We start from the raw sequence: 22100 nt of genomic DNA on the forward strand, positions 1-22100 counted from the left end.
CCTTGTCATTAAAACTATTTGTTATTATACATTTGGTAAACTTCGAGAGCCTCTGAGTCAGGTTGATGATCCATAGGCATAGCCCTTTCAGACCAAGGTTTATTAATTTCCTCATAAAAATTTTCAAGAGTAAAATACTTGCGGTCATCTTTATAATAAACTTTATACTCGTCCCTGGTGGTAATAAAAATTACTTTCTTTGGGCTGCAATAATACATAGCAGCCAAACACATAGGGCAAGGATGAGCTAATATATAAAACTCACAATCATATAAATGCTCACAACCTAGCTTTGCTGTGGCAATCCGGATGGCGTTGATTTCGGCATGAGAAGTGGGGTCTTGTGTCTGGGCCACCGTATTGACCGCTTCAGCAAGAATTTTACCCTGTTTTACAATGAGACAGGCAAACGGTCTGCCACCATGTTTAACATTTTCTTTTGCAAGCGCTATAGTGCGTTTTACAAAATTCATAGTTCCCTCTTAAAATAGTTCAAGCGTTCCTTAATTATAGGTAGAATTTCTAGGGAACTAGCTGGCTTTTAAATATAGCGTATTTCAATGATTTCTAACTTCTCTTCTCCATCTGGAGTTTGTACTGTGACAAGATCGTCAACTTGAGCTTTTAATAGGGCTTTTGCAACAGGTGAGTTCCAACTAATCTTACCCTGCTCAATATCAGCTTCATCAACTCCAACTAATTTTACAGTGATTTCTTTATCCTGCTGAAGATAGGTGACTGTTGCACCAAAAAAGACTCTGGTCAAATATTTCTGCAGGGACGGATCAACAACTATCGCCGTCTCAATTCGCTTACTAAGATAGCGTGCTCTTCTATCAATTTCCCTTAAACGTTTTTTCCCATAAATATAATCACCGTTCTCGGAACGATCGCCATTGCCTGCAGCCCATCTGACTACCTCAACGATTTTAGGACGTTCAGCATATAATAAGTCTTTAATTTCTTGCTGTAATAATTCTAGCCCCAAAGGTGTCACATAGTTTTTGCTGGGTTCAGCAATAATTTCGGGTAGCTCATCATCATTGTCATCATCTGATTCTTTAGTAAATGCTTTGCTCATAGTCATTGCCTTCAATTAGTTAAACAGGATTATCATTAACATTTTTTTAAATTGATAGAAATAGGTTTTTAATTTGGGGCCCATATAAAGGAATGTTTTTATGGGTTACAAAAACTATTTTATAGCTTTTGTATCGAGCTTATGCTGATTAGTGCGTTTTCTTTTGGAATACATAACTGTTCTATTGCGCCCTGATTTTTTAGCTTGATAAAGTGCGCGGTCAGCGCAAGCAATTAAAGTATGCATGTCTTTGCCATGCTCCGGATGAATTGCGATACCAACAGAAATAGTGATTTGGCTCAACATATTACCACCATAACGTAAATGAATTTTACTAATCGCTTTATGTAATTGCTGGGCACGAGCTAAGGCCGTTTTAGGTTCAATTTCTGGAAGAAACAGAATAAATTCCTCGCCACCGTATCGGCAGGCAATATCATATTTACGAGCAGCCTTATTTAAAACTTGGGCAAATGATTGAATCACTAAATCACCTGCTTCATGGCCAAATTTATCATTAAATTGTTTAAAGTGATCGATGTCTATCATTAAAGTAGCACAGGAAGAAGATTTTCGCCCACAGCGGCTAAGCTCACGTTCTAGTGTTTCCTCGAGGTAGCGACGATTATAAAGGCCTGTTAAGGTGTCTCGAAAAGATTGGTTACGTAATGTTTCTCGCAACTTAATATTTGAAAGTCCTAACGCAATTTGTTCAGCTACCGTGTTAGCTAAAACTTCTTGATTTTCTTTATATTTATCTTGAGAAAAAGGCTTCCATTCTAAGTAGAGCAAACCCAAAATATCACTTTGCGCAAATAGTGGGATACATGTGTAAGCTCGGTCATTATCTGTTTGGTAGTGCGCGCAGGTTAATTCCTTCTTTGGGTCAGTTACCTTATAAAGTGTGCCGCGGCGTAACCCCATACACTCATCAGGTTTAATAAACTTTTCTTCAAAAAATGGCTCATTCCAAATAGCCATAGACTCAAGGTAATTACGAGATGGATGCATGATATAAAAGATACCGGCCGTATTGGGAAAAAGCTTGGTTAAAAAATTAGCAATTAACTTGTAAGACTCCTCTAAATAAATGCAGGTTTGCAGACCTGAACTTAATTCTCTTAAATGTTGCATTTCTGCATTGCGATGATTTAATTCTTCTAAAGCAGCCGCAAGCTCTTTATTAGCCTCCATAAGGTTGCGGGTAACTTCCATTTGGGCAAAAGTTTGTTGATTGCCTTGTTCCAGCTTAGAGTGCAGCTGAATATTCTCCATGGCCACCGAAGTACTGTCTGCTAAGACTTTCAATAAATAAAGCTGCTCTTTGGTTGGCTGATAGTATTCTGACCAATAAGTACCAATGGCGCCTATAGGTGCCTGCGAGCAGATGGGTGTCATTGATAAGCTTTTAACAAAGGTCGAGCGATAAGCATCAGCTGGTACTCTCGGGTCGTTATAAATGTCTTCAATTACAATTTGCTGCTGATTGAGCATAACCCAGCCACTCACACAGGTATTTAAAGGAAAACGTTTGCCTTTCCATAAGGGTTCAATAGCATCTTCATCGGCATAATAACATTGGCTATTATCACGAAGTACAAAGGTAGCGCCATCAGAATTAGCAAGTTGGCGAGCAGCTTTACGTACAATAAACATAATCGTTTCAATATCTTTTGCTAATGATAATTTCTGGATAATATCTAATATTATATTGATAGTGTTAGCTTGAGATACCTTCTGTCGGCTTAGTGTATAACCATCATCTGTACGATTGAAATCTCTTACTTTCATGGCCAACCTGCTCGTTTTTTCTTCTTAAAGTATAGTAGGGATATCGGTAAAATTCTGTATGGATTTGCACAGATTAATGTAAATTATTTGTATTTATAATGGCATCTAGTGACTCATATACTATATGCATTTGAGTTGGCCTCCTATTAATAGGGTATTTATAAAATTACATGCTATCGGAATTAATAAATAATCCCTATCTCTTTACTCCTATTACTATAATTACTGCGATATCTCCCACAGCAGAGCAACTGGCAATAAAACTACTTAAATATTAAAAAAACATCAAATTTGATATAAATAAAAAGAATTTATGTTAATTTGTTATACATTTCAAATACATATGATTAAAATTTGATATTATTTTTACAGATATATATACCCAAAATTAACAGCTATAATTAACAAAGATATATGTTTTCAATAATATACTTATTAATTTTAAGGAAAATTCAAAAAAGGGTGTGAGGTGGTTGATATTTAGATGGAGTAAGCATGAGACAGTTTAATAAAAAAACCTCTAGAAAGCTTGGGTATAACGAAGTAATAAGTAAATGTGTAGGTGATATAGCTGAAGGTCATTTAAATATTATAGGTTTTTCATGCTTGCAGGGTTTTTTTGATAAATCAATTTTTAATGAGGCACTACAGTTAGTTGTTAAAAAACAACCCCTATTACGCGCAAGACTAGTCGAGTGCGAGGGGGAAAAAGATGAATTTGAAATATTGGAAGAGCTGCCTGTTTTACCTGTAGAGTATATCCCCTTAAATGAACCAATTAATATTAAAAATTTTGTTGAAAAAGAGCAACAAAGATTTATTCGCTCAGATCAGACTCCACTTTGGCGATGCGTAGTCCTTTATTCAGAAAAAAAAACTTTTATTTTTTCTATTGTTCATTATCTTATAACTGATGGCAAATCTTCTTTTTTTGTACTTCATGATGTGTTGTCATTTTATGAAAAATTATACAGAAAAGAAAAATTCGATGTTATTGAGTATAATTTATTACCTAATTTTGAAGAAATTATTAATGTTAAACAATTAGCAGAAATGCCTGACTTTTTTGCTAAAAATTTAATTGTGGCGACCCATACTACTCCTGCAAAAACTGAATGCCTTTTACCAAAATATATATTTGAAGAAATTTCAGAAGATATAGTGACAAAAATACAATTGCAATGTAGCAAAAATAATACAACAATTAATGCATTTATGATTGCTGCTCTATTTTTATCATTAGATTATTCGGATTATAAACAAGAAGAAATAATTTTTGGAACCTCGATAGATATAAGAGATGGGTGCATTCCTAAAGTTCCGTATGATTATTTAGGATGTTATAGAGCATTTGCACAAACAACAATTAATATAAAGCAAAATGATATCTGGCAAATTGCAAAACAGTATAATAATGATTTATGGGAATCAATCGATAAACTAAAAATTAATTTTGAAAAAGATTATAATAAACAAAGTATTTATGAAGAATGGATTATGAACAAAGAAATGGTTGAAAAAAAGGGCAAATCTCCTTTATATCTTCAGTTAACATTTTCAGGAAACTTATCCATAAATAATCCTAATAGTGTTCTGAAATTAATGTCTATGCATGGTGCAACTGTACAAAAATTAGGTGTTACATTAATTAATGTTCATATGGCTATTTTGAATGGAAAAATTTATTTTTCAATTTCTTTTAGTGAGCCTCTTATAATGGAAGAACAAATACTACAAATTATTATTCGTTTTAAAGCGTTACTTGTGAAGATTGCTAGGTAAGATTTATATAAATTTTAATTGTAGTTATTACCAGCATTTAATCAAAGGAAATTTAAGATAGTAATATCTTTCCTTAGCTATGCACTTATTTTAATTATCTGTATATCTGATCTTTATAACTTGATTCTTTGAAAGTAAAAATTAATGTTCAAGGAAATTATTCACATGGCAACGTACAGTACGCCACATCCATTTAAAAAAATTTTAAGTACGTCTATGCCAATAATTTTGGCACAACTTATAATGGCATTGACACAATTTTTAAGTGTATTATTAATATCTTACTTGAGTCCAGAAGTATTTGCTGCCAGTATGTTAATTTTTTCATCTCAAGTAACAGCACTCACAATTTTTAATTCGTTATTTTTTTGTGTCAGTGCTCTTGTTGGCCGTATTGTGGGAGAAGAAACTAATCTTCACAGGGTTGGTGTTATTTTTCAAGCAAGTATAATTTTAAGTTTATTACTTAGCTCTCTTGTCATCATATTTTTTTTAAATTTAGAATTTATATTGCTTTTTTTAGACCAACCTAAATCACTAATAACAATATGTTCTAACTACTTTTATATTTTTGTATGGGTGGTTCCTATAAACGCTGTTATAAATATTTTATTTCAAATCACCCTTGGAGTTTTTAAGCAAAAATTTGTATTTATATTAAGTATTATTAATTTAGTATTAACTATTATTTTTGGCTACCTATTTATATTTGGTAAATTTGGCTTTAATCCTATGGGGATAAATGGCCTTGCCTGGACCTTTTTAATTCAAAGCATAATAACTTTAGTTATATTTTTAGCCTATATATTGATAAATAAAAATATTAAAAATTATTATCTATTTAAGATTAATTCACTCAAAAATATTACTGCATCAAGCTATATTATTTTAAAGTTAGGAATCCCCGTTAGCTTACAAATAAGTAATGAATTACTGTCTTTTTTTACACTAACAATTATGGTCGGTTGGCTAGGTCAACAAGCATTAATGGTTAATCAGGTGGTTATGCAATATTTATTTTTACTTATTATTCCTTTGTTTGGTTTAAGTCAATCTAATAGTATTTTAGTTGGATATGCTTGGGGTAAAAACCGTTTAAATGAATTAAGAGTTTATGGCAATAAAACAATTATATTAGGCATCATTTACACATTAATCATTATGACGGTATTTATAACAATGCCTAAACCATTTATTACTATTTTTCTTCATAATAACCAAGAAATCACACAATTATATGAAATAATATCAATTGTATTATTAATAGTTATTGTGGGTCAATTATTTGATGGTGTTAGAAATATTGCAGCTGGTGGATTACGAGGATTAGAAGATACAACCTATCCTATGCTTATTAGTGTTATTTGTATTTGGCCTATAGGGATAACACTTGCTTACTTATTTGGTTTTATCTTGCATTGGGGACTAATAGGCATTACCGTTGCCAGTGATATATCACTTTTAGTTGCTGCAATTTTAATATTTATGCGCTGGCGAAAGCTTTCTACAAAATTAAAAAATTCTTAAAAAGATTATTGTGAAATGACTTAAAAAGTGAACTATTTCTAAATTAGCTTTTTGCTCTTGCACTATGTTTGTAACGCAGCCAATTCAATTATATAAGCTGCTATCTCTTCTATAGTACGCTCTTCAAACAATAGCGCTTTGATTGATAGTGTGCTTAAAGGCATGGCGTTATTGATGGCATTCAATAACTCTACCCCTGTAATTGAATCCATACCTAACTCCAACAACCTGCTTTCACCTAACTTATAATCTTTTTTATTAATATTTAATATTTTACTGACTTCTTTAATTAAAAACTCTACTATAATTTTATTTTTTTCTTCTATATCAACTTGTTTTTGTATCTTTGACAAAAGACTATCTTCTATAAATAGGTCTGGTACAGGTTCAGAAACTAAGTAGTTTGAATTTAATTCCGATCCAAAAAGTTGATGCATCAAGTCTAATTGCATAGTTGATAAAAATTTAACTGCTTTTTGCTCAAACACATGAGGTAGTAAAATAAGTTGGGGGCTACTGGTGTTTAACATTTTTCCAATTATTTGTAAGCCATTGCCTAGTGGTATATTTTTGACGCCAACCTTTAACCATGGTTGCTCATGATTAAGAGTCATGCCTATATTTTCCCATGGACCAAAATTTATACTTAAAGCAGGTAAGCTTAGACTATGACGGTAGTGTGATAACCCATCTAAAAATGCATTTGCAGCTGCATAATTAGCTTGGCCCCTACTACCTAATAAAGAGCTAATAGAAGAAAACAGTACAAAATAATCTAATGCAAAATTTAATTTTTGACTTAATTGATGTAGATTCCAACTTCCTGCAATTTTAGGATCAGCAACTTCTTTAAATTTTTGCCATGTATGATTTGTTATTAGGCAATCTTGTAGTACACCAGCCGTATGAAAAATTCCTTTTATTGACGGCATTTCTTGTATTAATTGGAGCATTTTCTGTTTTAAATTTTCTAAATTAGAGACATCAGCTTGATAATAATTAACTACAGCGCTACCTTTTAATTCTTGTAGCTGATTTTCTAATTGGTCATTTAATTTTCTTCTCCCTATTATTGCAATGTATTTTCCACCCTGACGTACTATCCATTTACATAATTCAAAGCCTAACCCGCCTAAACCTCCTGTTATTAAATAGGTGTAATCAGACTTAAAAAGAGAAGAAGGTAGTTGCGTAGGAAGAGTATAAGGCGATACAACAGGCGTATAACGCTTATTATTATTGTAAGCTATCAATTGCCCTTGTGTTTTAGCCGTAACTTCTTTATAGAGTAACGCTACAACTTCATTTATTTTAATTTCGGTATTTACTATATCAATATAATTATAGTTAAGTTGAGGAAATTCTAAATTAATAACTTTGCTAAGGCCGATTAAGGGACTTGCAATAGGCAGCTTTGATTTTTGTGATGGATATAGTGTAGCGTATGTCACCACCCAAAGTGATAATTCGTGGGTTGGCTGTTTAGATACAGTATTTACTAAATTAAGTAAACCATCACAAGTTGTTTTAACATAGTTATTTATATCTTCTGAAGAAGTATATTCAGCGTCATTATTTTTTAAGTCTAAACCCCACAGATAAAATATACCTGATATAATAGAATTTTCAGCTAATAACTTATCAAAATCCTCAAGATTATTAGGATCAATAGTAAATAACTTCCTGTTAATATTGTGGAAAGAAGTACCAGGTTTCACATAAATAATTTTTTCAAATTTTTGTTGAAAATCAATAGAAAATTGCTCAATTTTATAATCAGTAGGAATAAAAACTAGCCATACTCCTGTTTGTTTGTCGGTTGAACAACAGGTGACTATTTCTTGCTCTCGCCATTGCAATGAATACACAGCGTTCTGTAATTTATTTTGGGATGAATTAGATACCGTTGTGAGTATTTCGGGCCAATATAATTTTCTTTGAAAAGGATAAGTAGGCAAATTTATTTTTTTCATCGTATTCATAAGATGCTTATTAAGCTTTTTCCAATCCAAAGAAACACCTGATAAATAGAATTTTTCTAAGCTATTTAAAATAGATTGCCAATCACCTTCATTTTTCTTTAATGAACTAAGCCAAGTTACTTTACCTGACTCAGGGTGACACGCGATGCCAAAATTAGTTAAAATAGGTTGTGGACCAGTTTCTATAAAAAAGTTAAAGTTATTATCTATTAAAGTTTTTATCCCTTTAGCAAATTCTACTGGCTTCAGAATGTGTTCTCGCCAATAGTTAGCATTAGGTTTTATTACTACATTAAGCCCCGTCAAATTTGAAATAAATGCTATTTTAGGTGAATGATAGGTGATGTTTTCGGCACACTTTTGAAATTCATCTAAAATAGGTAACATTAGCCTTGAATGAAAAGCATGAGAAACATTTAACAAGATTGTTTGTATAGCTTTTTCATTACAAATTTTTTCTACTTTTTTTATAGCTTTTTTTTCTCCAGAAACAACAATTTGCTGTAAGCTATTAACAGCTGCAATATCTAATATTAGATCAGGATTAGCTTGTCTTATTGCATCGATCACCTTTAGAGAATTTTCATACGGACCATTTAAAGCGAGCATAAAGCCTTTAGGTAAAGACTGCATTAGTTTACCGCGTAACGCAATAAGTTTAAGTGCATCTCGCAAGCTCATAATTTCAGCAATTACTGCTGCAGCATATTCACCAACGCTATGGCCAATTACCGCTGATGGCATAATACCTAAACTCATCCAAAATTTTGCTAGTGCATAATCAATAGTAAATATAGCAGGCTGCGTATATTGAGTTTGATTTAATAATTCTTTATTTTTCTCTTCAAATAAAATTTCTAATAAGGATATAGGTAAATATTCATTAAGAATTGCACTACATTCATCAATAGCCTGTTTAAAGGCAGGTTGAGCAAAATAAAGATCCTTACCCATGTGAGTATATTGTGCACCTTGTCCTGTAAATAGAAAGGCAATTTTATTCTTATTATTTACAGGGATAAGATTGGTTAAGTAATCTCCGGACATCAATTTATTTTCTAAATCTATTATGTCAGTGGCAGTTAGCGCTAGGCGATATTGAAAGTGAGTGCGATAGTTAAGGAGATTTTGACATAATTCAGCTAGGTTAATATCAGAATTATCTTTTAAATAGCCTATGTAATTGACTATTTGAGCTTGTAAAGCTTCTCTAGATTGTCCAGATAAAATAAACAAATAAGGAGATGGAGCTAATGCAGCTTTTTGCTCATCAGTATGATTGCTTATACTTTCTGTATTTTCTTCCAAAATAGCATGTGCATTAGTTCCAGTAAATCCAAAGGAACAAACACCTGCGTAACGTTTGTTATTTTGTTCTACAGTCCATTCTGTTAAATACTGAGGTATTTCTGCTGGTATTGCTTGTAAGTTTATTAATGGATTAATAGAATTTAAATGTAGATTCTTAGGTATCTTTTTATTCTTTAGCATAAGAGCAACTTTTATAAAACTTGCAATGCTAGCAGCAGCCTCTAAGTGACCTATATTACTTTTTACCGAACCAATCCTTAGAGGTTCTTTACGTCCCTTAGAGCCAAATATTTCAGTAAGTGCATTAAATTCTATCGGGTCTCCTAATTTTGTTCCTGTACCATGTGCTTCAATATAAGTAATGTCATTAGGGGTCAGCTTGGCTGTAGACAAGGCCTTTTCAATTACCTCTTTTTGTGCTTTAGGATTAGGCGCTGTAATACCATTGCTAAAACCATCATGATTAATTTCAACTGACTTTACGATAGCAATAATATTATCGCCTGCCTCTTTTGCATCACTAAGACGCTTTAATATTACAATACCGCATCCTTCACTGCGGACATACCCATCTGCTTTCTCATCAAATACTTTGCATTTACCATCAGGCGCTAACATATTAGCATTTGAGAGGCCAATACTGATGAAAGGATCTAGGATGCAATTAACGCCACCGGCAATGGCTAAATCACATTTTTTACTTTGTAAATTTTGGCAGGCATTATAGATAGCTACTAATGATGATGAACAAGCAGTATCAATTGACATTACTGGACCATGTAAATTATAAAAATAGGCAAGACGGCCTGAAGCAGCACTATGCGAGTTACCAATATTAAAATAAGTATTAGTACGATAATGTTCAGCGTTATTATGAAGTAAATAACCAAAGTCATTAGTACCAAGGCCAACTAAAACCGCACAATTACTATTGGATATGCTTAAGGGCTCAATATTTGCTCTTTCTAGAGCATCCCACGTGACCTCAAGTAAAATCCGATGTTGTGGATCCATTACTTCCGCTTCGCGCGGGCTAATATTAAATAGCATGGCATCAAATTCTTTTATATGTTTAATGAATCCGCCACGGCTGCTAGCTATTTTGCCAGTCGTATTAGGGCCGTCAGAATAATCATCTACAGCCCATCGTTCAGCAGGAACTTCAGTAATACCATCAGAGCCATTGCAAAGTAAATTCCAATACTCTTCTGGTGAATTAACATCGCCAGGAAAGCGACAGCCTATACCTACTATAGCTATTGGTTCTAAAGGTAAATTTTCAATCTGTAAAGGTTGAGGAATTAAAGATTTTTTTTGTGAGTCTATTAAATAATTAGCAAGTAAATTTACAGTAGAATATTGCCATAATAATGCTGGACTAAGCTCGTAATTTAAGCTTGTTTGTAACGCAGTGCAAAATTCCATGGCTATGACTGAATTCAATCCATAATACGCAAAGTTTTTATTAGGATCAATTTGCTCAATATTAAGATTTAAGTAGCTAGCCAACCATGATTTAATCCAATTTAATATATTTTGATTCAAATCATATTGCGCGAAACCAGAGGGTTGTAAGGTATCATTATTTGAGATCTTATTATTAGATGAAACGGATTTCCATTCGCTAATAATGGGTAATAAACCTGCAGCCAACTGCTGTCTGCAATCACTTCGTTGAACTTTACCACTTGAAGTTTTTGGTAAGCTACCTCTTTTAATTAAAACTATCCTATCAGGTAGGATGTCATGCTCCGCTATACAAATGTTTATAATTTCATCAAAAAGCTCTGAAAATTTTTTTATATTTTTTGATACTTCTTGGACAATGATCAATCTATCATATCCTGCATCATTTTGGGCAAAAGCGATATTACTATTAATACTCAATGCAGGATAATTATTGACAATACTTAACTCAATATCTTGAGGATAATAATTACGACCATGAATAATAATTATGTCTTTAATTCTTCCTGTTACATATAGATTGCTTTTATTATCTATAAAACCTAAATCGCCTGTCCTAAGGTAGGATTTATTTTCTAAATTAGGCTTAGGTGAACAAAAAATCTGCTTATTTAGTTTTGAATTCTGCCAATAGCCTTGGGTAACACTTGGACCAGCACAAATAATCTCCCCAATCTGATAAGGCTTAAGGCTAACAAGTGTTTTAGGATTAATAATTTTAATATCAAAGCCATCATTAAACTGACCAGAGGAAATTAAGCAAATTGAACTAGCCTCATTTTTAGTAAGCTCAATTTTATTATTTCTTAATGCTTTTTTATCTACCTGGCAAGACACAAGCGGCTCATTTTCAATTTTTCCAGTAACCATTAATGTAGCTTCTGCTAAACCATAAGCTGGGAATAAGGCCTTTCTATCAAATCCACATATTGCAAATGATTGCGCAAATCGTTCCATAGTAGCTACATTAATAGGTTCAGCACCATTTAAAGCAATGCGCCAATGTTTTAAATCAAGATCTTTTTTTTGTTCCTCTTTTACTGTTCTAGTCCATAATTCATAAGCAAAATTAGGTGAAGGAGAGATAGTAATTTTAAAATCAGAAATGGCTTTTAGCCATTGATAAGGTTTTTTTATAAAAAAAGTTGGCATCATTAATATGCTAGTCATATTCACTATAAAAGGATAAATGATACAACCTATGAGTCCCATATCATGGTATGGAGGGACCCATGAGCCCAATACATCTTTACAAGTACTTTTGAAACTTTTCTGTATCGAATTGGAGTTTGCAATTAAATTTTGATGAGTAATAATTACTCCTTTAGGGTTTCCAGTAGAGGCTGAAGTGTATTGTAAAAAAGCAATATCTTTAGGTGTAACTTTTTTGGGTATAAAATCAATAGGATCAGTTACTATCATATCCTCAATAATATTAACATTTGGCACTATCGATGAAATATTATCAGCTAATCGCTTAAGCGTAATAATATTGTTAGAACCAGCATTATTAAGAATATATTTCAGTCTATCCATTTTCTTATTATTAGTAGGGGGATAAGCAGGCACAGCGATAACACCTGCTAGTAAACAACCAAAAATTGCATAAATGTATTCTTCACCAGGTGGAATTAATAACAAACTACTTTGGCTACCATTTTTCTGACGACTTAATGAAGCTGCAATACTTAAGGATTTTTTGTATAAATTTGAATAGGTTATATCAATAATTTTACGGTCATTTGCAATAATTTTAAAAATTGTTTTTAAGCCATCTTTTTTTTCTCTTTCTTGTAAAATTTCCGCAATATTTCTCATATAATAAACACCTATGTTCACCTGACTAATTACAGTTCTTAATCAGTATAGTATATAGCTGTTCAAAATTAGGGCATTTTTTGACTTTTAGTTAACTTAGAGCAAACATATTATTTACTCAAGTTATAGCGCAGGAATATAAAATTGATAAGCGATTTATTTTAATACAAAATTATTAAATAAAATTAATTGTTTAATAGAAAATTTTATTTTTTAATTAAACCCCTTATAGTCAAAAAATGAAAAGCTTGGTCTCTAAAAATTATCTTTTTAATTAAATTTATTCAAATAGTTGCGTCTATATAAGCAATTAATATTGCCTCTTTGTTCTGTAATATTTAGCTACCGTAGTGCCTAGGTCAACTATAATTAAAAAATCTTGATAAAATTATAGAAACTATAACTTTAATTTTTGATTATAGTTTTAACTTATTATTAAAATTATCATTAGCTATTTTAAAAATAAATTCTTTAGTAAATAAGTATTTTTTCGGTAATCTAAAAGGAAAATCGAAATGATCACCCTATTGATTGTTTATTTACTTTTAATTGCTCTTATTTCTTTGATTTTTGCTTATATAAAAATTGCTTTGTTTTTAATTTTTATATCCGTAGCTTTTCTACTGCTAGGTGGCTGCGGAATCATAACTTCTATTCTTTTAAAATATTTACAAGCCGCTTATACTGTCCCCATTACTTCTATAAATAAAAAACGCGTTGCTATTATTTTATTTGGTTGTAGTACCATTAGGTGGCCCAATTTTCTTGTTAAAGCAACTTTTTTTAGTTATTCAAGGATATTTGAAGCTGTAAGACTCTATTATTTATGTCAAAAGAATAATTGTAAATGCACTATTATTATTTCTGGAGCAGATGTTCATACTCCAGGAAAAACTGAAGCAGAAACTTATTATGAAGAGCTTTTAAGCGCAGGTATTGATGCAAAAAATATTAAACTTGAAAAAATGAGCGTAAATACTTATCAAAATGCACAATTTGTTTGTAAAATCATGGATGAGTTAGAGCCCTATGAACAAATATTTTTGGTAACTTCTGCTATATTTTTAAAGCGTATGATGATGTATCTTTTGCATTTTGGTCTGCGCCCTATTCCTACACCTTCTCCAGCTGATTATATGGGAGCATGGGTTTCATTAAAGCCTTCAGGTTATAATTTATTTATTTTAGAGCATGTTATTCACGAATATGTCGCCCTACTAAGATTTTATTTTTATCAAAAATTAAAAGCAAAATTATAACTATGCCTCATCTTCAGCTGAATAAGGAGTGCAAAATGCTTTTTTTGTAGGCTGCTCAATAAAGTCAACTATTTCTTGTACATAAGGATTATCAGGGAACTCAGTTTTTATTTTTTTAACGCTTTCTTTCCATAAATCCTTATTAGATTTATCAAAAAGAATTTTATAGGTCTGCCGAACAACATGAATATCTCTATTAGGAATGCATAAACGCTTCATGCCAATAATATTTAGTCCACGCAGCTTTGCTCTAAAACCAGATACTATTCCATACGGAATAACATTTTCAGAAACTAACGTGTGTGCAGTAACAAAAGCGCCTTGTCCAATTATTGTATTTTGTACAACGCTACTAGCTCCCCCAAAAACAACATTATTGCCTACTTTAACATGCCCTGCCAGTAATACGTGGTTAGGTATAACTACATAATCACCTACTTTACAATCATGGGCTACATGCGAACCATCCATAAAGATCCCATAATTACCAATCTGAGTTATTAAACCGCCGCTCTGTGTGCCGCCATTCATAGTTACATAGTGCCCAATCTTGTTGTGCATGCCAATAATTAATTTCGAACGTTCTCCGTTATAGGCTAAATCTTGCGGAGGATCTCCTAAACAGGCAAAAGGGTATACAATAGTATAATCCCCAATTGTTGTATATCCATTGATGGTAACATGATTATGTAAAGACACATGATCACCAATTTTAACATGAGGCCCTATTACACTATAGGGTCCAATATAAACATTTACTCCTAGTTTTGCTTTTGGCGATACAATAGCTGTTGGATGAATTTGTGTCTTATCATTTTTATCATGTTTCATATCCTAAATCTCAGCTTTCTAATTTAGTTAAAGTTAGTATAGCTTATTGTTTTAATTCAATATCTAAACAGTGCCTAACTTGTTATTAAATAATTAAATTTAATAGTTTTAGAAATTTCTTCATTGAAAGACATACTAACAATATTATTAATTATCTATTTGGTTGCCTCTAAATTTTTAAAAACTATTAGCAAGTGTTCAATTTTTATGATTTTAGACATATTTATCAGTGATTAGTATGAATCTACGTTTTATTTATCGTTATTTTAGAACGCATTAAAAATAACGCTAGGTGTGAACAAAATTGATTGAATTTCAACTAAAGATTTAAGGTGTACTATAGTTAAATATAGTATGAAAAATGAACATCTAATTTTACAAAATTTTTCTTAGAGATATACCTTATGTATATGATAAAAATAGGTATCATTGGTTATGGTTATTGGGGTAGAAAACTGGCAGCTGAATTTTCAAAATTACATAATATAGATCTTGTATACATTTGTGACTTAATTAGTGAAAACTTAAAGGATGCTCATCATTGCTATAATAACGCTAAATTGACTAATAATTATCAAATTTTACTTGATGACAACCAAATAGATGCAGTGATTATTGCTACCCCAATTCATACACATTATCGGCTAACTTTAGCAGCTCTTGATTCTGGAAAACACGTATTAGTAGAAAAGCCTTTAGTAACAAATCTTAACGAGGCACTCGAAATTCAGGAGTTAGCCCAAAAAAAAAATAAGATTGTGATGGTTGACTATACACCCGTTTATTCAAGTGCTGCTCAGATGCTATTTTATCTCCTTGAGCAAGATGAATTAGGAAGTATTGTCTATTTAAATTTTAACCGCACTAATTTTGGAAGCAATGACTTAAAAAGCAGCGTAATTTGGGATCTTGCAGTTCATGATATAGCTTTAATTAGTTATCTCCTACCAGCCAGGCTATATGCAGTTAGCGCTATTAGTAGTGGATATTTTGATAAAAATATAGCTACAATCGCTCATATAAATTTATTTTTTGAAGGGGATATTACTGCGTATATTTACGTAAGCAACATAACAACAGAAAAATTACGACATGTCACTATAGCAGGTAATAGAAAAGTCGCCGTATTTAATGATTGCTTAACGCAGGACAAAATTAAATTATATAATGTTGGTATTGATGATATCAATGATAAAACTAAGTATATGACTATTAAAATGAACGTACTAAATACTGCACAGTCATTACCGGTTGGACACAATGATGGCCTAACTATGATGGCTAATCACTTTGTTGAGTGTATTGAACAAAATAAGTTACCTCGAACAAATTCACAAAATTCTCTTAAACTGATTTATATACTGGAATTAATTGAAAAATCCATAAAATCATGTGGTGAAAAAATTTTAGTTAATCAACATATTTAATCAAGGACTGAGAATGATCAGGTTATTTAATTCAGTAACCAGTAAGAGCTTACAGAATGAATTATTAGCAGCAATTGAGATTGTTTTAACAAGTGGACAATATATATTAGGGAGCTTTACAGAAGAATTTGAAAAAGCATTTGCTGCTTATTGTAATGTTGATTATTGTATTGGGGTTAGTTCAGGTACTAGTGCTTTGCATTTAGCTTTAGTTGCTGCGGATGTACAAAAAGGTGATGAAGTAATTACAACGCCATTTACATTTATAGCTACTAGTAATGCAATTGATTATGTTGGTGCTAAACCTGTATTTGTTGATATTGATCCAGTCTCATTCACTATTGATCCAGCATTAATTAAAAAAGCTATCACTAAAAATACTAAAGCAATTATTCCTGTACATTTATTTGGACAAATGGCAGATATGGATCCTATTATGGAAATTGCTAAAGAATATAAACTTATAGTTATAGAAGATGCTGCTCAAGCCAATGGTGCTGTCTATAAGGGTAAACAGGCGGGCAGTATAGGAGATTTAGGTTGTTTTAGCTGTTACCCAACTAAAAATTTATCTGCTGCTGGTGATGCGGGCATGATTACCACCAATAATAAGCAGTATGCTGAAAAAATTCGTCTACTAAGGAGCTGGGGAAAAAATTTATCTGGTGATTATGATTTTATGGCTTTTAATTATCGAATCTCTGAAATTCAAGCTGCTATTCTCTTATATAAACTAAAATATTTAGAACAATGGAATATGCAGAGGGCTATTTATGCAGAACATTATATTGATGCTTTGATTAATAAAGGCTATAAACTACCTATTAAATTACCCTATACAAATAAGCATACTTATTCTCTATTTACACTAGCCTCAAGTAAACGGATGCAAATAATGGAATTTTTGGCAGATAAAGGAATTCAAACATCTATCTACTACCCCAAGCCACTGCATTTACAGCCTATGTATCATGAACTAAAGTATAAGTTAGGTGATTTTCCTCAAGCTGAACAAGCTGCTAGAAGCGTTTTTTCAATTCCAATTTATCCAGAATTATCTAAAAAAGAACACTTATTTATAATCAATTGCTTGTTAGAATTTTATACAAAAACTTCTCGCTAAGTTTCTAAAACGTTAAATAAGTTTGCTTAAAATATCCAGCACTTAAGGCATTGGTCTATCTTTAATTTTATAGCCACTATCCTAGCTATTGGCCTACACTATTAAGCTAAAAGAAACCTCCTTTATAGCCTTAAATTAATTTAATTTTCGTAAACTATATCACTAGATAAAGTAATGTTGCAGTAGACCTAATTCTAAATGACAGCCACTAAAACGGCAGTTAAATAATGCCCCTCAGGAAAAGCAGGTAACGTTGGGTGGCAACTTGCTGGCCCAAAGGTACCCAATACTCTTACCTGCTTTTGCACTGCTAAAGCTTGCATATTAACCAGATTAACAAATTCTGTTGTTGAAAGTGCTGCTGAGCAATTGCAAGTCATTAACAAAGACCCTGAACGCATGACCTTAAACAGCTCACGATGCAAAAAGCGATAATAATTCTTAGCGCGCTGCAAGTGTTGTTGCGAGGGTACGAGCTTAGGCGGGTCTAAAACAATTAAATCATAATCACTTGCATTACTTAAATAATCGCGCGCATCACCCGTAATAAATTCAATCGTAGTTATGTTATTAATAATAGCATTTTGCTTGGCTTGCTCAATGGCTTGTGCTGAGCTATCTACAGCGGTTACTTTAGTTGCTCCAGCCTGTGCTGCATGAAGCGCAAAACCGCCCGTATAAGTATATAAATCAAGGACCGTCTTTCCTTTGGCAAGGTTGGCAATACGTTGGTGGTTTTCACGCTGATCGATAAAAAGCCCCGTTTTTTGTGCTTGTGCAAAATTAACTTGATACCGCACACCTGCTTCAAGTACTTCGGTTTTAATTTCTTTCGCTTCTTCCTCGTTAACCTGCCACCCATCCTGGTTTAAGGGTTTGCGTTGTGCCAACCAAACTAACTCCTGACAATGACATGTTTGTTTAATAATCGTAGTAATATCTTTTTTATGTGCCTCAACCCAGAAAGCAGAACTAGACACCACACAAATGCCGTTAAAGTAATCTATTGTTAAACCTGATAAACCATCTGCCTCACTATTGAATAACCGAAAAGCTGTGGTAAATTCATTAGGTAAATGAAGGGCTTGGCGAATAATTAGTGCTTGTTCCAAGCGCAATTGAATTAATTTATTTAGCGTAAAATCTGTTGATATTTCCCAAGCTTGAGCTAATATACGTACGCGGTATAATGAATGCTCATTGTAAATTCCTATGCCTAATAATTCATCATTTAAATTGTAAACATGGACTAAATTCCCCGTTTGCGGATTTCCTTTAACCTTACTAATAGCCTTAGGGAAAATCCATGGATGACCACGAAGCATAGCATGTTGCTTTTCAGGATGAAGATAAACGACAGGTTTCATAGGTATTTCACAACGATTAAAAGTGGGCTAATCTACACTATAGCCTCTTGAATTGAAATTACTACATGAGTGTATTTTCAAATACTAGATAGATTTAAGCACTCAATTTAATGAATTAGGTCAATTAAGGACAAACATGCAACGGGTAGCAGCTAAATTCTTACTATTCTTTTTATGTACTTCAATATATGGCCTCGCAGCAGCTGACGGCCCTTGGTATACCGGCCCCTTGCTCGCACCAGCTGGGCATACTATCCCTAAAGGCCATACCAATTTTGAACCCTATGCCTTTATTACTGACAATGATGGCATATTTAATCGCTATTGGCGCTTAACGCATGTTCCTCACAGCAATAGCGTGGTTGGTAACCCTATTTTTACTCATGGTTTAACTGATTCTATGGATATTCAGTATAGTTTACCTTATTCTTATAATCGCCAAAAAAGTAGAGAATATGAGCATATTAGTGATGTTAGTGCGATATTAGGCTACCAATTAATTGAGCAAGGTAAATCCAAGTGGCGGCCTGATTTACGTGTGACATTACAAGAAATTTTCCCAACGGGTAAATACAAAGGCTTAAACCCATTAAATAATGGTATCGATGCCACAGGTCTTGGTAGCTACCAAACCGGAGTTAATTTAAATTTCCAACACCGTTTACAATTTTCTGAAATAAATTACTTACGTACACGTTTAAGCATAGCTTACCTTGTGCCTCTTGATGTGAATTTACGTGGCATTACCAGTTTTGGTGGTAATCCAGACACATTTGGGCGAATTGATCCAGGCAATATGTTTAGCATTGATTTAGCGGGCGAATTCAATCTCACCCAAAATTGGGTAGCCGTTATGGAAGGTTATTATGCGACTCGCCAAGGCACTAAATTTCGCGGCTACCCAGGCTTTAACTCTAAAGGCAACGCCGAAACAATTGGTCATGGATTAGTCGAAGAAATAACCCTTGCTCCAGCTATTGAGTATAATTTCAATGAAAACGTAGGCATCATTGGCGGCTATTGGTTTTCCCTAACAGGAAGAGATACGGTTGACTTTAAATCTATAGTAATAGCCTTAAATATTTTTATGTAACAATTATATTGCCAGCATCGCCAACCTCGTTAACTTGCTTTGATGGCTAATCAAAATCAATCATGTTAGCATGCCATTTTTTGCTGATAGGATAGATTATATGTGGTTTAACAATGCTCTAATTTACCATTATGAATTGACTGATGAGTTAGATTTTGCTGCTTTATTCGCAGAGGAAAAATTAAAACCTTGTCCTCCACATGCCCGCTTTATTTATGGCTGGTTACCTGTTTTAGCCAACGAACTGACGCAAGAAGTTGCCGGCGCGACACTGCTGTGTCTAGGTAAAGAAGAGCGAATTTTACCACGAGCAGTCATTAATCAGATAGTTGCTGAACGCATGCAAACTTTAGAAACCCAACATGGGCGCAAAGTAAAACGCACTGAGAAAGCACAGTTGGCAGAAGAAGTTGAGTTTGAATTATTACCCAAATCATTTTGTATCCAGAAGCGTTTATTAGCCCTCTTAGATACACAGACTAAACGTCTTATTGTTAATACAGCAAGCGAAAATCAAGCGTCACAATTAACTTCTCTATTACGTAAAACATTGCCTAACCTACAACTAGAACCATTAACTCATCAAGATAACTTAGCCCTGCGTTTTGCTGAATGGATAACTAATCCTGCAACACTACCCGCTAATTTTCAACTTGCTTCTGATTGTTTGTTATTTTCTATGGATGATGAAAAGAAACGTATTAATTGCAAAGGTTATGAATTACCAGCCGATGAAATCATTACGCTCTTGTCTCAAGGTTTAGCAGCAGCAGAAATTTCTTTAATTTGGAATGAACGAATTCAATTCACCTTAACTCATGATTTAACATTTAAACGCTTAAAAAGCTTAGATTACCTGATTGATGAGTTTAATGATATTAACCAGCTAGAAGAAGATGATTTAAAACGTGATGCAGCCCTTACTTTATTAGGTGGCGAATTACGCCATTTAATTAATGATTTACTTAAAGGTTTAAATAAGGGTGAGCCATTAACTAAAAAAGAAGCCCAATTTGAAGCTGAGCTTGCCTAGTTCGCAAGGCATTGTTGCGTGGATAAATTAAAATGTAGCTCAGGCGCAGACCTAAAGAGCCGAAACCCGGGTTTCACTTTGTTTCACCCAGGCTACAAGGTCGTTTTAATCACTTAATTTATCCACGCAACAATGCCAGTTCGCAATGTCGCTTAACGATTGAGTCTAATTAAGGATAAACTTCTTACTTCATTGTCTTTAACAGCGACTTTAATCTTTGTGCTGATACCGGCGGTATTAATAAAAAGCTGATAACGACCAGCAGCCAAACCTGTAGTATAAAACTCACCTGCTTCAGTGATGGTTAATGGAATAGTAGGCTGTAACCACGGCTTATTTTGGTTAGCTATTAAAGCATCCTCAGGCATTAAAAGTATATTACCTTGCGTTAAACCATGCCAAGGTAATACTCTGCCGATTAGACCAGTTTGCTTATGATGTGGTAGAGGCTCAAGCACCACTGCCCTAATCGGTTGAATATTTTTAGTTAACTTAATAACCACGGGTTTATAACCTGCTAGCGTAAACGTAGCGCGATGGCCTGTAGGACGTCCCACAAAAAATCCATGAGAAGAAATTTTTACATCCATCTTATTAGTCTGAACCATCTCGGGAGATTCAGGTCCTTTAACAATAATCTGCCCATACACAATAGGAAATTGGTGAGCTAAAAATAAGTTATAAGCATATTTATCTAATGATTCTGCTGTTTCTAGATCAACATTATCAGCTACCCAGGTAATCCAATGTTTAAATTTACTAGCTATATTTAAGGGCACTGAAGGGACTGGCAGGTGTAACCAATCATTAGTTATATCTCGCAATACATAAGCTCGCGATAATTCCTCTTCTGATAAAGCAGGCTTAAGCTTATAGTCGGCCATTAAACGTTGAGCCTCCGCAGTCGCTTTCTTTATCTGTTTACTAGTGAGCCCTTCTTGGTATGGAGTTATTAATTTTTCTTTTTGCGGATAAGTAGGAGGCAATAAATTTATATAAACGAGCTGCCAAGCTAGGGCACATAGTTTATTTGGCTTTACTGTAGAACCAAAATGATAATTACGACTCACAGACCAAGCTTGATAAAGTAAGTAATCTTTACGTAATAATTGTCCATCTTCGTAAGTCATAGCCCATAAGGGCCACGACATACAATATATTAATAAACAGCCTATGCGCTTGTTAATAGTTTCCACCATTTACCATAA

Annotated in this window: 14 protein-coding genes; 7 read left to right on the top strand and 7 right to left on the bottom strand. The window is 33.2% G+C overall.

Annotation, left to right across the window (positions count from 1 at the left end):
* Positions 1–14: 14 nt before the first annotated feature.
* The 3 genes from DYE47_RS09265 to DYE47_RS09275 all read right to left on the bottom strand — a co-directional run bounded on the left by DYE47_RS09265 (position 15) and on the right by DYE47_RS09275 (position 2872).
* Positions 15–473, bottom strand: coding sequence for a nucleoside deaminase (locus tag DYE47_RS09265; protein WP_115302999.1), 459 nt, complete (start codon positions 471–473; stop codon positions 15–17).
* Between the two features lie 68 nt (positions 474–541).
* Positions 542–1081 carry a transcription elongation factor GreB gene (greB, locus tag DYE47_RS09270; protein WP_115303000.1) on the bottom strand — a complete coding sequence of 180 codons (540 nt, stop codon included), beginning with the start codon at positions 1079–1081 and terminating at the stop codon, positions 542–544.
* 114 nt (positions 1082–1195) lie between these two features.
* A complete protein-coding gene (locus DYE47_RS09275; protein ID WP_115303001.1) occupies positions 1196–2872 on the bottom strand; it encodes a diguanylate cyclase in 1677 nt (558 codons plus the stop codon).
* A gap of 495 nt (positions 2873–3367) precedes the next feature.
* Between DYE47_RS09275 and DYE47_RS09280 the strand changes: the two genes are divergently transcribed.
* Together DYE47_RS09280 and DYE47_RS09285 are read left to right on the top strand one after the other, a co-directional pair.
* Entirely contained in the window at positions 3368–4654 is a 1287-nt protein-coding gene (locus tag DYE47_RS09280) for a condensation domain-containing protein (RefSeq protein ID WP_115303002.1), read from the top strand.
* A gap of 165 nt (positions 4655–4819) precedes the next feature.
* On the top strand, positions 4820–6181 hold the full coding sequence (locus tag DYE47_RS09285) for an MATE family efflux transporter (RefSeq protein WP_160149883.1): 1362 nt from the start codon (positions 4820–4822) through the stop codon (positions 6179–6181).
* Positions 6182–6243: 62 nt separating this feature from the next.
* On the opposite strand, the gene DYE47_RS09290 is transcribed toward DYE47_RS09285, so the two are convergent.
* Positions 6244–12759 (bottom strand): type I polyketide synthase, encoded by a 6516-nt coding sequence (locus DYE47_RS09290; protein ID WP_115303004.1) that lies wholly within the window; start codon positions 12757–12759, stop codon positions 6244–6246.
* A 527-nt stretch (positions 12760–13286) separates the two neighbouring features.
* On the opposite strand from DYE47_RS09290, the gene DYE47_RS09295 reads away from it, so the two are divergent.
* On the top strand, positions 13287–14018 hold the full coding sequence (locus tag DYE47_RS09295) for a YdcF family protein (RefSeq protein WP_160149884.1): 732 nt from the start codon (positions 13287–13289) through the stop codon (positions 14016–14018).
* Here the strand turns inward: DYE47_RS09295 and lpxA are convergent, their stop codons facing one another.
* Positions 14019–14849, bottom strand: a complete 831-nt coding sequence (gene lpxA, locus DYE47_RS09300; RefSeq protein ID WP_115303006.1) for an acyl-ACP--UDP-N-acetylglucosamine O-acyltransferase — start codon at positions 14847–14849, stop codon at positions 14019–14021.
* 404 nt (positions 14850–15253) lie between these two features.
* Here lpxA and DYE47_RS09305 point away from each other — a divergent pair, with 404 nt between their 5' ends.
* Together DYE47_RS09305 and DYE47_RS09310 are read left to right on the top strand one after the other, a co-directional pair.
* Complete coding sequence (locus tag DYE47_RS09305) at positions 15254–16276, top strand: Gfo/Idh/MocA family protein (protein WP_115303007.1); 1023 nt, start codon at positions 15254–15256, stop codon at positions 16274–16276.
* Between the two features lie 13 nt (positions 16277–16289).
* Positions 16290–17399: a DegT/DnrJ/EryC1/StrS family aminotransferase gene (locus DYE47_RS09310; RefSeq protein ID WP_115303008.1), complete on the top strand. Its 1110-nt coding sequence runs from the start codon at positions 16290–16292 to the stop codon at positions 17397–17399.
* 194 nt (positions 17400–17593) lie between these two features.
* On the opposite strand, the gene DYE47_RS09315 is transcribed toward DYE47_RS09310, so the two are convergent.
* Positions 17594–18766 (bottom strand): class I SAM-dependent rRNA methyltransferase, encoded by a 1173-nt coding sequence (locus tag DYE47_RS09315; RefSeq protein WP_115303009.1) that lies wholly within the window; start codon positions 18764–18766, stop codon positions 17594–17596.
* Between the two features lie 136 nt (positions 18767–18902).
* Here DYE47_RS09315 and DYE47_RS09320 point away from each other — a divergent pair, with 136 nt between their 5' ends.
* The gene (locus tag DYE47_RS09320) at positions 18903–19859 is read left to right on the top strand and encodes a hypothetical protein (RefSeq protein WP_115303010.1); all 957 of its coding nucleotides are present in this window, start codon (positions 18903–18905) and stop codon (positions 19857–19859) included.
* A gap of 100 nt (positions 19860–19959) precedes the next feature.
* Positions 19960–20892 (top strand): recombination-associated protein RdgC, encoded by a 933-nt coding sequence (locus DYE47_RS09325; protein WP_115303011.1) that lies wholly within the window; start codon positions 19960–19962, stop codon positions 20890–20892.
* A 152-nt stretch (positions 20893–21044) separates the two neighbouring features.
* Here the strand turns inward: DYE47_RS09325 and DYE47_RS09330 are convergent, their stop codons facing one another.
* A complete protein-coding gene (locus tag DYE47_RS09330) occupies positions 21045–22091 on the bottom strand; it encodes a hypothetical protein (protein ID WP_115303012.1) in 1047 nt (348 codons plus the stop codon).
* Positions 22092–22100: the final 9 nt, after the last annotated feature.

The organism is Legionella beliardensis, from assembly GCF_900452395.1.
Taxonomy (GTDB): Bacteria; Pseudomonadota; Gammaproteobacteria; order Legionellales; family Legionellaceae; genus Legionella_C; species Legionella_C beliardensis.

Excerpts from the sequence above, each read along its gene's own strand:
- greB (WP_115303000.1), bottom strand. The coding sequence starts at position 1,081 with ATGAGCAAAGCATTTACTAAAGAATCAGATGATGACAATGATGATGAG.
- DYE47_RS09265 (WP_115302999.1), bottom strand. The coding sequence starts at position 473 with ATGAATTTTGTAAAACGCACTATAGCGCTTGCAAAAGAAAATGTTAAA.
- DYE47_RS09280 (WP_115303002.1), top strand. The coding sequence starts at position 3,368 with ATGAGACAGTTTAATAAAAAAACCTCTAGAAAGCTTGGGTATAACGAA.
- DYE47_RS09330 (WP_115303012.1), bottom strand. The coding sequence starts at position 22,091 with ATGGTGGAAACTATTAACAAGCGCATAGGCTGTTTATTAATATATTGT.
- lpxA (WP_115303006.1), bottom strand. The coding sequence starts at position 14,849 with ATGAAACATGATAAAAATGATAAGACACAAATTCATCCAACAGCTATT.
- DYE47_RS09285 (WP_160149883.1), top strand. The coding sequence starts at position 4,820 with ATGGCAACGTACAGTACGCCACATCCATTTAAAAAAATTTTAAGTACG.
- DYE47_RS09275 (WP_115303001.1), bottom strand. The coding sequence starts at position 2,872 with ATGAAAGTAAGAGATTTCAATCGTACAGATGATGGTTATACACTAAGC.
- DYE47_RS09290 (WP_115303004.1), bottom strand. The coding sequence starts at position 12,759 with ATGAGAAATATTGCGGAAATTTTACAAGAAAGAGAAAAAAAAGATGGC.
- DYE47_RS09325 (WP_115303011.1), top strand. The coding sequence starts at position 19,960 with ATGTGGTTTAACAATGCTCTAATTTACCATTATGAATTGACTGATGAG.
- DYE47_RS09315 (WP_115303009.1), bottom strand. The coding sequence starts at position 18,766 with ATGAAACCTGTCGTTTATCTTCATCCTGAAAAGCAACATGCTATGCTT.
- DYE47_RS09320 (WP_115303010.1), top strand. The coding sequence starts at position 18,903 with ATGCAACGGGTAGCAGCTAAATTCTTACTATTCTTTTTATGTACTTCA.
- DYE47_RS09305 (WP_115303007.1), top strand. The coding sequence starts at position 15,254 with ATGTATATGATAAAAATAGGTATCATTGGTTATGGTTATTGGGGTAGA.
- DYE47_RS09310 (WP_115303008.1), top strand. The coding sequence starts at position 16,290 with ATGATCAGGTTATTTAATTCAGTAACCAGTAAGAGCTTACAGAATGAA.